This is a genomic window from Lysobacter sp. P5_B12, assembly GCF_056400425.1.
In genome coordinates this window covers 41554-54289 of the sequence record NZ_JBFULG010000004.1, presented here as the reverse complement: position 1 = coordinate 54289, position 12736 = coordinate 41554, and the positions used below count along the sequence as shown (strand labels likewise).

Genomic DNA, 12736 nt, shown 5'->3' with positions numbered 1-12736 from the left:
CCAATAGCACCACTCCGACGATCACCCGACCCGCGTTGCGCATCGCGTCCTCGCGCTACTGGTCGAAGATGTCGTTGTTCACGCCGGGCGTCGGAACGCGTTGCACGTTGAGGAACGCCGGCACGCGCGCCGCATGTCCCGCCGCGCCCGTCGGCGCCAGGCGGCGGAAGCAGATCGCCAGGCCGCACGCGCTGGTCGCAGCCGACTGCGTGATGATCCGCGAACGCCCGCCCGTGTTGTCCGGTGCGCGGCCATCGACCGGGACGAACAGCTCGGGCCGGTCGAACGGTGCCTGCTCATGCGCGACGCGTTCGTCGGTCAGCGACAGCAGGAAGGCCGCCATCGCATTGCGTTCGTTCGGGCTCAGCACGATCGGGACTTCGTGGTCCAGGTCGACGATGTGCCCATCCTTGTCCGGCGCGTTGGTGATCGGGAAATCGCCGCCATGCGCATAGAAGTTGATCACCTGGCGGAACGTTACCTTGCCGCCGTTGTGGAAGTACGGGCCGGTCAGTTCGATGTTGCGCAGCGAAGGCACCTTCACCCCGCCGTTGCCGCCGATGCGGTTGACGTTGGGGAACGTGCCGGCCAACGCACCTTCGGCCGCATTGGTCTGCTGGTTCAGGCGCGCGCGCGGATTGAACGGGCCGCGCACGTCGAGGAAGCCATCCTGCAACGGCACGGTGGTGACGGTGTTGAGCCCGTTGTCGACTTCGTCGAACACCGGATGCGCCTTGCCCATCATGAAAGGCGGAATCCACGGCCACATCGTTCCCGGCAAGCGCGGCGTCATCAGGCGCGAGCTGAAACCCGGATTGATGTTCTGGTCCTGCGCGGTGCGCGCGAACAGGCCGCCGGTCGTGCAACGCGGTGAGCAATCCGCCGTCGCATTCGGATTGAAGGTCGGCAGGCGCGTGCCGGGAATCATGGCCGGCCCACCCAGGTTCTTCAACTGCAACGCGATCAGCGACAGCGGCCAACCCCAGGGGTCGTTGCCGCCGCGCAGCGCGTCTTCGTCGCTCGGCCGCACGCCGATGTTGTACATGCCCGTATCGAAGAACGCCGCACCCGCCGGGCGCGATTGGCCGTTGGCGTCCAGGCCGAAGCGCGGGCTGATGAAATCGCGGCGCAGCGCATTGCCCGCATTGCCCATGACCAGCGATTCGAGCAGGAAGCCGGACACCAGGCGCGGCATGCCCATCGGCCGCCGCGCGAGCTTCGTGCCGGGCGTGGAGAACTCGGGCACGAAGTCCTGCATCGTCAGGCGGCTGGTGCTGAGCCAACTGTTCGAACTCATCAGTCCGCCCGCATGGCAATTGCCGCAGCGCGCGTTCTGGAAGTTCGGGTTGCGGCCACTGAGGTTGGTGCCGAAGAAGATGTCGACGCCGCGCAGGCGGTCGTCGCGCGGATCGGGTGGCACCGCGCGCGTGAATCCTTCGGTCACCGTGATGCACGGCTGCCGGCCGCCGGTGTTGACGCAGTTCGACATGTTCTGCGTGAACGCCACGAAGGCCTGCGGATTACGATCGAGGAAGCGATCAAACGGCGTGTCGTCGGAAATCAGGATCTCGATGTAGGCCTGCATCGCCAGCCCGGCGAACAGCGGGAAGTTCGCTTCCATCTGGCTGAACTGCATGCGGTTGGTCGGCGCCGATGCGCCTGCCGCGACGGCCAGCACGAAGCCGTCGAAGGGATCGCATCCGGCCGGCGTCACCACGCCGTTGACCGCGCTCGTGCATCGACGCACCGTTCCGTTCAAGTGTTGCGCGTTGTTCTGCCACAGGGCCGGGAAGAACGCGCCCTGCACCAATTCGCGATACGTCGTGCACAGGCCCGGACGACCGGCGGCCGTCGCACGCCCGAGCGCCGCGCAGCGCGAACCGCCCTGGTTCGAGAACGGCCCGAGGACGCTGTCGCTCGGCGAAACGAGTTGATTGGCCAGCGGCGTGACATTGGGAAGCGCGGCGCTGCCGTTGCCCTGCAGCAGCTTCTTGCCGATCTTCGGCCAACTGCGGCCGCGATAGGACATCTCGAAATCCGACAGCGCGGGGCCGACGATCTGCGAGGCGACCGACGAGAAGCGGATCAGTTGGCGCGTGGGTTGCAAGGTTCCGCCGGAATCGACGAACACATGCGACTGCGGATCGGCTGCACCGAACACGCTGCCGCCGTTGAAGTCGTGGCTCGCGCGGCCATCCCAGAAATTGTCGTAGTAGAACGCCGCATTGATCATCGACGGCGTATTGCGCGGCTCGACGCGCCGCTTGTTGCGATACAGCGGAATCTCGTCGGTGATGGCCGTGCCGATTTCCGGAAGCAACGCGCTCACGCCGTTGTTCGCCGCGGCGAAGGACGTCGTGCCCGGCACCTGGATGTCGGTGAAGCCCCGCAGGCGCACGCCCATCGAACCGATGATGTCGTTGCTGTCGCGGATGTTGTTGCGCGGGTTGATCAGCGGCTCGCCGGGGATGCCCTGGTTGGCCAGGCGATGCGTCGGCCAGTCGACGGTGGCCAGGTCGCGATTGACGTCCTGGTCGGCCGCGGTTTCGTCGGTATCCAGGTGGCGGTTGCGGAAGATTTCCAGGCGCGTGTCGCCGCCCAGGTGATTGGGGTTGATCGAATTGCGGATGCGGTTGTCGGTGCCCGCATTGAAGTGGCACGAACCGCAGGCCTGCACGCCGTCGCTGCCCAACTGCATGTCCCAGAACAAGGCCTTGCCCAACACCGTCGCCATCGCCGGATCGCGCACGAAGTCGCCCGGGTTCGATGCGGTGAGGAACTGTTGTCGCCCTGCGAGCGCCGCATCGGAGTTGACGAGATAGTTCTGGCCGACCGTCGGTTTGCGCAAACGCGTGACGATCCCGCGCGGTTGCCCGTTGCCCAGGCGCGAGGGATCGATCAGGCGACCGGTGTTGCCCGCGCAGGCCGCGCGCGTTTCGGTGAAGCCGGCGACCGGGTCGTTACCGCAGACGCCGGGCTGCGAGTAGCCGTTGGGTTCGCCGGGGTCGCCGCCGTCGTTGCGGAACGGGCTGTTGAAATCGAGCACGGGCCGCAGGCCGTTCGGAAGACGCGAGGCGCCCGACGACACCGGACCGCGACTGGCGAAACTCGCAAGGCCCGGGAAGGCAGGATCGAGAATGCGCGTCTGTTCGCCCGTGACCGGGTTGTAGTTGAGCGGTTGCACGAGCAGGCGCGGCAGCAGCGCGTCGTTGCACGGCGGCAAACCGGTCGTCGGATCGTAGGTGCAACCGGGCGGCAGATACGAACGTCGCCGCTGCACGGTCGCGCACCGCGCCGGATATCCCTGCGCGTTGCCGAGCATCGGTTGTCCCGTCGCATCGGGCGGACAGGCGGCGATCGCGTTGGGCGAATCGAGCAAGCGCGAGATCTCTTCCCAGGTCGGAACCTGTTTGAGCGACTGGAAGGGAATCGATGGGCGGAACGCGAAGTCGGCCGTGATGCCGTTGTCCGGCGTGGTCAGCGTGTCACCGGCGGCCGCGAGCAGCGCGCCTGTGCCGCACATCAGGAAGAACGCAACAACGCTGCGATGCTTGTCCATGTCCCTTCCTCGCGCCATTCAGCGGCCGAATGCACTCGCGGCCTCAATGTCCTGGCGTCTCGGGCGCATCGTGTGCGTCGACGCGTTAGCGTCATGTGCTAACGCACGGTGATGCGCGTGTGTCCATGAGGTTCAACGACGCGCCTGAAGGTCGCCGGACAGCAGAGCCGCGAAAAAAGGGGGAAGGGTTTTCCCCATTCCCGACCTGAATGCGCGAGCGTTAAGTCCACCGACGGCAGGCGATTCAACGACGCGGCGGCACCCAGTCGGCGTGCCGGATGTAGGCCGGCGTGCGCTCATCCTTGTAACGCTCGCATTTCTGCGCGAGCCAATCGAACCACTCGGCCCACGAGGGTTGCTGCTGGAGTTCGCGGGTGTGGATCAACCACGGCCCGAGCTTGCGCCACATCACCACGATGATGCCGCCCGCCAGTTCGACCACCAGGCGGAACGGCACGATGCGTTTGTAGACCAGCACGCCGAGGGTTTCGAAGGTCGTGCAGACCAGCACGCCCGCGTATTCGGCTTCGAACCCGCCCTCGCGCAGGCGCTCGACCGACACGCCATCGGGCATCGCCATCAGGATGGTCAGGGCGCGCGCGAGTTCGGCGCTGATGAAGGTGCGCATGACTTCGGCGATGGCGGCATCCTGCCGCTGGCGCTTGTATTCGAAGAACTGCACCAGCGCGAAGATCGTGCCGCCCACCACCGTCGCGGCGCCGATGGCCTGCGCGAGATTGCCGATGTCCTGGAGGTTCATGGCATTCACGAACGCCGGAAACGCCCGCGGGCGGCAATCCCGCCAGGCTCATCCGTACCTCGGCGCCAAGGATCGATGAGGTCGATTCCCAGGTCCACGAAATCCCCCGTGTGCGATTTGGCTAGACTGCGCCCGAGGTAACCGGGGACAACGGAATGACGCTTCGAATCTGCGTGCGCACGCTTTCGTGCGCCGGGTTACTTTCGCTGGCCGGATGCCAGGTCGCGCCCGCCGACCGCATCAATGCGGCACTGCCGCCGGGCGATGAGATCGCTGCGGCGCAGGAAGCGATGTTCGCCGCTGCACGCGCGCAGAAGATGGACGCATCGGCGCTCGACGCGGAGCTGCGCGATCGCATGGACAAGCGCGCCCTGCGCTGCGCCGCGGGTTACGTGCCCGGGGTGTTCGACGGCAACGACCAGATCCGCGAGAAGCTCATCGACACGGCCTGCTTCGCCGACGCGGATGCGCGCTTGCTCGAATGGCTGCAGGATCGTCGCAGCGCGATGCTTGGCGAACCGCGCATGGCACCGCCCGTTGTCGGGCCCGCGCGCGCGGTCACGGCCCCGCGCGTGGTCGTCGAGAGGGAAAGCGCAACCGGCACGCCAAGGGGGCCCGCCGCCTCCGCGCCGAGGATCGACGCCCCCGCCGCGCCCGCGAGCCCTCGGTCCTACGAAACGACGCACTTTGCCGACCAGACACCCCCGGGCCAAATCGACGTTCCCTCCGATGCCAGGGTGGTCGCGATCGGTGTCTACGAGGCGGCCGATGGCGTGCATTCGTTCGCCGGCCCGCGCCAGGCGGGCACCGTGAATGTGTTCGTGGCGACGGGCACGCGTCCGATCGTGCTGGTCCTGAGCAGCTACGAACCGGTGAACTGGCATCTCCAACTGCAGGACGGTGCGCAGGTGTCGCATGTCCTCCTCAGCGGATACCACGCCTCGCAGGTATCCGGTGCGCCGGCTGCGCGGATCGAAAACATCGGCACGCAGTACGCGTACCAGCGTGGCTCCCCGCAGTTCGAATCGCTCGACGGCCTGGTGCGGCAGTCCACGGGAAAGCGCATCGACAGCTTCCAGGGAGCGTATTCGGGGGCGAGCTTCCGATTGAATCCCTGAGCGGTCGCCATCCGCGCGTGTCCGCTCGCAAGCCCGCGATCCGTCTGGTGGGAGACACGACGGAGGCACGATGGGCACGATCCACACCCTCAACACGCGCAGGACCGCGGTGGATTCGCCGGTCACGGTGACGCCGCACGGGTTTTCGTGCGGCGCGTTGTTCGTCGCTTGGCAGACGGTGTGCGAGATCCGCGCGTGGATGTGCGATCACGTCTGCGCGAACGAGGCCCATCTCGCGTTTTCCGTCGGCGAGCGGTGCATCGTGGTCGGCGAAACACGCGCGGGATTCCAGGCGCTCGAAGCCGCGATGCGGGCGGCCTTCCCCAACACGGCGACGTGGCGCGAATGCATCACGCTGACACCGGGCGAGCGGAACGAGACGGTGCTGTTCCGCCGGATCCCCCTGCGCGGGGCGTGAGGTTTTGCGCGAGATAGGCCAGCCAAGCGATTGAATCGACGGGTTATTGCCCGACTTTCTTGCCAATCCACTTGAAGTCGCTGGCGCGCATGCGCAACGCGTTGGCCTGGTCGATCGTGTCGCGCGACTGGAACTCGCGCATGGCCGCGGCGCTTTCGCCATCCAGCATGCGGGTCACGCCCTGGACCACGCCTTCAGTCACCGTCCGCGGCTTGAGCGGGACCACGAGGAACACGCGCGTCTTCCAGTCGAAGGCCCAGCACCCGTTCTGCACCTTCCCCGCGCGCTGGATGCGCGCGCCGCCGTGGAAACTCGCCTGGTTGCACGAGGCCGGCATTTCATCGGTGAGGCGGATCGACGCGCCGTCCTTGCCGGTGGCGGTGGCGATCACGGCGGCGTGCGTGGGCGTCGCCGCCGTCGCCGCCAGCAGAACGGCACACCATTTCCAGTTAGCACGCACAGACTCGTCCATGGGGCCGCAGTATGCCCTCGGGACTGCGCCCGATGCAGCGCCTCCGGTAAGCTTGTCGGATGCTCAAGATCGACACCCACGCCCACTTCCTCCCGCGCGATTGGCCCGACCTCGCCGCCAAGTACGGCGACCTGCGCTTCCCGGTCATCCACCACGGCGACGACGGGCGGCACCGCATCTACAAGGACGGCAAGTTCTTCCGCGAGATCTGGCCCAAGACTTGGGATCCGAAGATCCGACTGGACGACTACGCACGGTTCGGCGTGCAGGTGCAGGTGATCAGCACGGTGCCGGTGATGTTCAGTTACTGGGCCAAGCCGCACCACGCGCTCGAATTGCACCAAGCGCTCAACGACCACACCGCCGAAGCCTGCCGCGCCTATCCCAAGCATTACGCGGGCATCGGCACGGTGCCGCTGCAATCGCCGTCGCTGGCCGTGCGCGAGCTCGAACGCTGCATGGACCAGCTGGACCTGCAGGGCGTGCAGATCGGTTCGCACGTCAACGACTGGAACCTCGACGCGCCGGAGTTGTTCGAATTCTTCGAAGCGGCGAGCGAACTGGGCGCGGCGATCCTCGTGCATCCGTGGGACATGATGGGCGCCGAATCGATGCCCAAGTACTGGCTGCCGTGGCTGGTCGGCATGCCGGCCGAACAATCGCGCGCCGCCTGCTGCCTGGTGTTCGGCGGCGTGCTCGAACGCCTGCCGAACCTGCGCATCTGCATGGCGCACGGCGGCGGCAGCTTCCCCTACACGATCGGCCGCATCGAACACGGGTTCAACATGCGGCCGGACCTCGTGGCCACCGACAACTTCCGCAATCCGCGCGAATACCTGGCGCGGATGTATTTCGATTCGTGGGTCGCCGATCCGCGTGCGCTGCAATACCTGATCGACACCTGCGGCGCCGAACGCATCATGCTCGGCACCGACTATCCCTTCCCGCTCGGCGAGCAGGAACCGGGCGCCGGCATCGCCGCGCTCGACCTGTCGCCCACCGAGCAGGCCCGCCTCTACCACGGCACCGCGCTGGAATGGCTGGGGCTGCATGCCTCGCGTTTCCAGGGCGCCTGAAGCATCTGCACATGAATGACGCCCTGTTCGACGTCGACCGCATCGCCGCGCTCGACGCCGCCGATCCGCTGCGCGATTTCCGCAACGACTTCCACATCCCCGTCCACGACGGCGCGCCGCAGGCGTATTTCTGCGGCAACTCGCTCGGCCTCCAGCCGAAGGGCGCGCGCGCGATGGTCGAGGAAGTCCTCGACAAGTGGGCGAACGAAGCGGTCGAAGGCCACTTCCTCGAACCCGCGCCGTGGATGCCCTACCACGGCCTGGTACGCGATGCGCTCGCGGACGTGGTCGGTGCCGAGCCTGCGGAAGTCGTGGCGATGAACACGCTGACGGCCAACCTGCACCTGATGCTGGTGAGCTTCTACCGCCCGACGCGCGAGCGGCCGGCGATCCTGATGGAAGCCGGCGCCTTCCCGTCGGATCGGCATGCACTGGAATCGCAGGTGCGCTTCCACGGCTTCGATCCGGCGACCGACCTGATCGAACTCGAACCCGACGAAGCCGACGGCACGTTTTCGATGGAAGCCATCGAACGCGCGATCGCGCAACACGGCCCGCGCCTGGCCGCGGTCGTCTGGCCCGGCGTGCAATACCGTACCGGGCAAGCCTTCGACCTGAAGGAAATCGCGCGCCTGGGCCACGCGGCCGGTGCGATCGTCGGTTTCGATCTCGCGCATGCGGTCGGCAACCTGCCGGTCGCGCTGCACGACAGTGGCGCCGACTTCGCCGTGTGGTGCCACTACAAGTACATGAATTCCGGCCCGGGCGCGGTCGCCGGTTGCTTCGTGCACGCGCGTCATGCGAACACCACGCGCCCGCGTTTCGCCGGTTGGTGGGGACACGACCAGGCCTCGCGCTTCCGCATGGACGGCCGCTTCGTGCCGACGCCGGGCGCCGATGGCTGGCAGTTGAGCAATCCGCCGATCCTGGGCCTCGCGCCGTTGCGCGCATCGCTCGACGTGTTCGCGCGCGCGGGCATGGATCGGCTGCGTGCACGCTCGCTCGAATTGACCGGTTATCTCGAATCGCTGATTCGCGCGCGTTTGTCCGACACGCTGCAGATCGTCACCCCGCGCGAAAGCGAACGCCGTGGCGCGCAGTTGTCGCTCCGCGTGCTGCAGGGCCGCGGGTTGTCGGGGCGTGCCGCGGGGCGCGACCTCTTCGAATATCTCGCCACGCGCGGCGTGGTCGGCGATTGGCGCGAGCCGGATGTCATCCGCATTTCGCCGGCGCCGCTGTACAACACGCGCACGGACATCCTGCGCTTCGCGACGGAAGTGGCGCGTTGGCGCGATCGCTGACGCGCGCTCAGTGATGGACCTTGACGAACAGGCTGGGCGTCGCCGGCACATGGTGTCCGGCCTGCACGTCGTACAAGCCGTCCGGCCCCTTCGCGATGAGGCCGAACGAGCAGACGGCGCCCGCCCAGCGCTTTTCGATGGCCATCGTGAAAAGGCATGCGTCCGGCTCGCCTTGCACTTCGATCATGGCGAAGATCCCGAAGGCCAGGCACGCGGCCTGTACGCGCTTGCAGGTGGCCGCGATGCCGTCGATCGTGGGTTCGCCCTCGTCCCGGGAGACGACGTGGGCCAGTTGCCCATCCAGTTGAATGGCCAGGCCGAAGATTTCGAACCTGCTTTCGGAAAGCTTCGTTGCGGCCAGCCTGAGGAGCGTGTTCGTGAGGTCGAACATCTGGTCTTCGGTGGCGATGTGCATGACACGGTCCGGCGTTTGCGACACCCCGAGTCTGCAACGCACCCCCGCGTGAGGTGCATCTGGAAAGTGCGGCGGCGGACGGCGATGGCGGCCGCGCGGACACACTGGCACCATTGGGCACCATGAATCGCCATCTCACCATCGTCGGCGCGGGCCTCGCCGGCGGCCTGCTCGCCACGCTGCTCGCACAACGCGGCTGGTCCGTCGATGTGTTCGAACGCCGCGGCGATCCACGCCTGAAGGGCTACGCGGGCGGACGCTCGATCAACCTCGCGCTCGCCGAACGCGGCCTGCATGCATTGCGCGCCGCGGGCGCCGACGGTGCGGTGCTCGACAAGGCCGTCATGATGCGCGGGCGCATGGTGCATTCGGCCGACGGCGGCCAACAGTTGTTGCGCTACGGCAAGGACGACTCGGAAGTCATCTGGTCGGTGAGCCGCGGCGAGCTCAACATCACCCTGCTCGACGCCGCGCAACGCGCGGGCGCGCGCCTGCACTTCGACCAGCGGCTGGACGCCGTGGACTTCGACGCGCTGCGCGCGACCTTCGTCGACGACAACACCGCGCAACGCACCAAACACACGTTCACCGCGCTGCTCGGCGCCGACGGCGCGGGCTCGGCGCTGCGCACGGCGATGCAGAAGCGCGAAAGCCTCGGCGAGCGCATCGAATCGCTCGGCCACGGCTACAAGGAACTCGAGATTCCGCCCGCAGCCGACGGCGGTTTCCGCATCGAAGCCAATGCCCTGCACATCTGGCCGCGCGGCCATTACATGTGCATCGCGCTGCCGAACGGCGAGCGCACGTTCACCGTCACCCTATTCCTGCCGCTGGAGGGCGATCCGAGTTTCCAGACCGTCCGCACCGGCGCCGATGCGCGTGCGTTCTTCGAACGCGACTTCGCCGATGCCGTGCCCCTGATCCCGGATCTTGAGGCCGCGTTCGAACACAACCCGATCGGCCAGTTGTCGACGCTGTACCTGGATCGCTGGCATCTCGATGGCCGCGCCGTGCTGCTCGGCGATGCGGCGCACGCCATGGTGCCCTTCCACGGGCAGGGCATGAATTGCGCGTTCGAAGATTGCGTCGCGCTCGCCGATCATCTGGAAAACACGCCCGACCTTGCGCAGGCCTTCGCCGCGTTCGAAGCGCAGCGCCTGCCCAACGCCCGCGCGATCCAAGCCATGGCGCTGGAGAATTACCTGGAGATGCGCGCACGTGTCGACGAGCAGGATTTCCTCCTGCAGCGCGACCTCGAACGCGAACTCGCGCAGCGCCACCCGACGCGTTTCGTCCCGCGCTACGCGATGGTGACTTTCCGTCGCCTGCCCTATGCCGTCGCCTTCGAACGGGGCCGAGTCCAGCGCGAGTTGCTCGTCGAAGCGACGAAGGGCCATGCCAGCCTCGACGGCATCGACCGCGCATGGCTCGATGCGCAAGTCGCGCATCGCCTCCCGCCCCTGCCGGTCGAAGGCTGAGGGCGCGTGGCGGGCAGCTTCCTCTTCTACGACCTGGAAACCTTCGGCGGCGATCCGCGCCGCACGCGCATCGCGCAGTTCGCGGCCTTGCGCACCGACGCCGACCTCAACGCGATCGAACCGCCGGTCAGCCTGTTCGTGCAACCGGCCGACGACCTGCTGCCCTCGCCCGCCGCGACGCTGATCACCGGCATCACGCCGCAACGTGCGCTGGCCGAAGGCGTGAACGAGCCCGCCGCGTTCGCCCGCATCTTCGAAGAGATGGCGCGGCCGGAGACCTGCACGCTCGGCTACAACTCCCTGCGCTTCGACGACGAATTCGTCCGCTGCGGCTTCTTCCGCAACTTCTACGACCCCTACGAACGCGAGTGGCGCAACGGCAATTCGCGCTGGGATCTGCTCGACGTGCTGCGCATGGCCTATGCGCTGCGCCCCGAAGGCATCGCGTGGCCCTTGCGCGACGATGGCGGCGCGTCGTTCCGCCTCGAACATCTCGCCACTGCGAACGACGTGCGCGAAGGCGACGCGCATGAAGCGCTGTCCGACGTGCTCGCGTTGGTGGCCCTGGCGCGCAAGCTCAAGCAGGCGCAGCCCCGGCTCTGGGATTACGCGCTGCGCTTGCGCGACAAGCGTTACGTCGCGCAGCTCGTGGATCCGGTCCGCATGCAACCGGTGCTGCACGTTTCGCAGCGTTTTCCCGCCGCGCGCATGAGCAGCGCGCCGGTCGTGCCCATCGCGCGGCATCCGCAGATCGACAGCCGCGTCATCGTCTTCGATCTGGACCAGGACCCCGAAGCGCTGCTGACGCTGTCGCCCGAGGATATCGCCGACCATCTGTACACGCCCTCGGCCGATCTGCCCGAAGGCGCGGTCCGCGTGGCGCTGAAGGAAATCCACGTCAACCGTTGCCCGAGCGTCGTGCAATGGGAGCATCTGCGCGAACCCGACTTCGCGCGCCTGTCGATCGACCGCGCGAAGAGCGAGGCGCGCGCGCAGCAACTGCGCGATGCGGGGCCGGAACTCGCGGAGAAAGTCCGTCGCGTGTATTCGGCAGTGCGTGCGCGCGAGGAACGCGGCGACGTCGATGGATCGATTTACAACGGCTTCCTCGGCGACGGCGACAAACGCAAGTTCGCCACCGTGCGCTCGCTGCCGCCGGGTGCGCTGGCCTCGCATGCATTCGTCTTCAAGGATGCGCGGCTGGACGAGTTGCTGTTCCGCTACCGTGCGCGCAATTTCCCCGAGACCCTGGATGCGGCCGACCGCGCGCGTTGGGACGACTACCGGCGCGCGCGCCTGACGCGCGACGCAGACCTGTCCGAATACACCTTCGACAGCTTCTTCGCCGAAATCGCCGCGTTTCGCGCCGCGCATGCGGGGCATGGGGCGAAACTCGCCCTCCTCGATGCCCTGGAGGACTGGGGGCGGCAGCGCGCCGCCGAACTGTCATGAGCACCTATTTCACGCAAGCGAGTTTCAAGTTCCTGCGCGGGCTGGCGCGTCACAACGAACGCGCATGGTTTCTCGCGCACAAGGCCGAGTACGACACGCATGTGCGTGCGCCGTTCCAGCGGCTGCTGCACGATCTCGAACCGGTCGTCGCCGAACTCAGCGCGCAATATCGCGTCGATCCCAGGCCGGTCGGCGGTTCGCTGTATCGCATCCAGCGCGACACGCGCTTCGCGAACGACAAGACGCCGTACAAGACCTGGCAAGGCGCGCGGCTGATGCATGCGCGTGGGCGTCAGGTCGAAGCGCCTTTGTTCTACTTCCACCTGCAACCGGGGCGTTGTTTCGTCGGTGCGGGCGTGTGGCATTCGCCGACGCCGGTGCAACGCCAGATCCGCCAGTTCATCGTCGACAACCCGTCGGGCTGGAAAGCCGCCGCGCATGGCACGGCCTTCCGCAAACGCTTCGACCTGGACGACAGCGAAATGCTGGTGCGCACGCCGAAGGGGTTTCCCGAGGACTTCCCGTATCCCGACGACCTGCGCCGCCGCAACTTCGTCGCCGAACGCGGGATCGACGATGCGACGATGCTCGGGCCGCGTTTGCGGCAGACGCTCTACGCCGATCTCGCGGCGCTGGGCCCGTTCGTCGACTATCTTTGCGCTGCGCTCGACCTGGAGTATTGAGGCA

Annotated in this window: 11 protein-coding genes; 7 read left to right on the top strand and 4 right to left on the bottom strand. The window is 67.1% G+C overall.

Features of this window, described 5'->3' with window-relative positions; translation table 11 throughout:
- Window positions 1–55: 55 nt before the first annotated feature.
- Window positions 56–3559 (bottom strand): hypothetical protein, encoded by a 3504-nt coding sequence (locus tag AC1DOM_RS08045; protein ID WP_498962031.1) that lies wholly within the window; start codon window positions 3557–3559, stop codon window positions 56–58.
- Between the two features lie 244 nt (window positions 3560–3803).
- Entirely contained in the window at window positions 3804–4319 is a 516-nt protein-coding gene (locus AC1DOM_RS08040) for a DUF4760 domain-containing protein (protein WP_498962029.1), read from the bottom strand.
- Between the two features lie 155 nt (window positions 4320–4474).
- On the opposite strand from AC1DOM_RS08040, the gene AC1DOM_RS08035 reads away from it, so the two are divergent.
- The gene (locus AC1DOM_RS08035; RefSeq protein WP_498962027.1) at window positions 4475–5437 is read left to right on the top strand and encodes a hypothetical protein; all 963 of its coding nucleotides are present in this window, start codon (window positions 4475–4477) and stop codon (window positions 5435–5437) included.
- A gap of 70 nt (window positions 5438–5507) precedes the next feature.
- A complete protein-coding gene (locus AC1DOM_RS08030; RefSeq protein ID WP_498962025.1) occupies window positions 5508–5855 on the top strand; it encodes a hypothetical protein in 348 nt (115 codons plus the stop codon).
- A gap of 43 nt (window positions 5856–5898) precedes the next feature.
- On the opposite strand, the gene AC1DOM_RS08025 is transcribed toward AC1DOM_RS08030, so the two are convergent.
- Window positions 5899–6327, bottom strand: coding sequence for a hypothetical protein (locus AC1DOM_RS08025; protein WP_498962023.1), 429 nt, complete (start codon window positions 6325–6327; stop codon window positions 5899–5901).
- A gap of 59 nt (window positions 6328–6386) precedes the next feature.
- Here AC1DOM_RS08025 and AC1DOM_RS08020 point away from each other — a divergent pair, with 59 nt between their 5' ends.
- Window positions 6387–7403: an amidohydrolase family protein gene (locus tag AC1DOM_RS08020; RefSeq protein ID WP_498962022.1), complete on the top strand. Its 1017-nt coding sequence runs from the start codon at window positions 6387–6389 to the stop codon at window positions 7401–7403.
- An 11-nt stretch (window positions 7404–7414) separates the two neighbouring features.
- Complete coding sequence (gene kynU / locus AC1DOM_RS08015) at window positions 7415–8704, top strand: kynureninase (protein ID WP_498962020.1); 1290 nt, start codon at window positions 7415–7417, stop codon at window positions 8702–8704.
- 7 nt (window positions 8705–8711) lie between these two features.
- Here kynU and AC1DOM_RS08010 read toward each other — a convergent pair whose 3' ends face one another.
- Window positions 8712–9119: a hypothetical protein gene (locus AC1DOM_RS08010; protein WP_498962019.1), complete on the bottom strand. Its 408-nt coding sequence runs from the start codon at window positions 9117–9119 to the stop codon at window positions 8712–8714.
- Window positions 9120–9241: 122 nt separating this feature from the next.
- Here AC1DOM_RS08010 and AC1DOM_RS08005 point away from each other — a divergent pair, with 122 nt between their 5' ends.
- The 3 genes from AC1DOM_RS08005 to AC1DOM_RS07995 are packed head-to-tail and all read left to right on the top strand — an operon-like array spanning window position 9242 to window position 12732.
- Window positions 9242–10597: an FAD-dependent oxidoreductase gene (locus AC1DOM_RS08005; RefSeq protein WP_498962017.1), complete on the top strand. Its 1356-nt coding sequence runs from the start codon at window positions 9242–9244 to the stop codon at window positions 10595–10597.
- A gap of 6 nt (window positions 10598–10603) precedes the next feature.
- Window positions 10604–12049 (top strand): exodeoxyribonuclease I, encoded by a 1446-nt coding sequence (sbcB, locus tag AC1DOM_RS08000; RefSeq protein WP_498962015.1) that lies wholly within the window; start codon window positions 10604–10606, stop codon window positions 12047–12049.
- The gene (locus AC1DOM_RS07995; protein ID WP_498962013.1) at window positions 12046–12732 is read left to right on the top strand and encodes a DUF2461 domain-containing protein; all 687 of its coding nucleotides are present in this window, start codon (window positions 12046–12048) and stop codon (window positions 12730–12732) included. Before sbcB ends, AC1DOM_RS07995 begins: the two co-directional genes overlap by 4 nt.
- Window positions 12733–12736: the final 4 nt, after the last annotated feature.

Excerpts from the sequence above, each read along its gene's own strand:
- AC1DOM_RS08045 (WP_498962031.1), bottom strand. The coding sequence starts at position 3,559 with ATGGACAAGCATCGCAGCGTTGTTGCGTTCTTCCTGATGTGCGGCACA.
- AC1DOM_RS08040 (WP_498962029.1), bottom strand. The coding sequence starts at position 4,319 with ATGAACCTCCAGGACATCGGCAATCTCGCGCAGGCCATCGGCGCCGCG.
- AC1DOM_RS08035 (WP_498962027.1), top strand. The coding sequence starts at position 4,475 with ATGACGCTTCGAATCTGCGTGCGCACGCTTTCGTGCGCCGGGTTACTT.
- AC1DOM_RS08030 (WP_498962025.1), top strand. The coding sequence starts at position 5,508 with ATGGGCACGATCCACACCCTCAACACGCGCAGGACCGCGGTGGATTCG.
- AC1DOM_RS08025 (WP_498962023.1), bottom strand. The coding sequence starts at position 6,327 with ATGGACGAGTCTGTGCGTGCTAACTGGAAATGGTGTGCCGTTCTGCTG.
- AC1DOM_RS08020 (WP_498962022.1), top strand. The coding sequence starts at position 6,387 with ATGCTCAAGATCGACACCCACGCCCACTTCCTCCCGCGCGATTGGCCC.
- kynU (WP_498962020.1), top strand. The coding sequence starts at position 7,415 with ATGAATGACGCCCTGTTCGACGTCGACCGCATCGCCGCGCTCGACGCC.
- AC1DOM_RS08010 (WP_498962019.1), bottom strand. The coding sequence starts at position 9,119 with ATGCACATCGCCACCGAAGACCAGATGTTCGACCTCACGAACACGCTC.
- AC1DOM_RS08005 (WP_498962017.1), top strand. The coding sequence starts at position 9,242 with ATGAATCGCCATCTCACCATCGTCGGCGCGGGCCTCGCCGGCGGCCTG.
- AC1DOM_RS07995 (WP_498962013.1), top strand. The coding sequence starts at position 12,046 with ATGAGCACCTATTTCACGCAAGCGAGTTTCAAGTTCCTGCGCGGGCTG.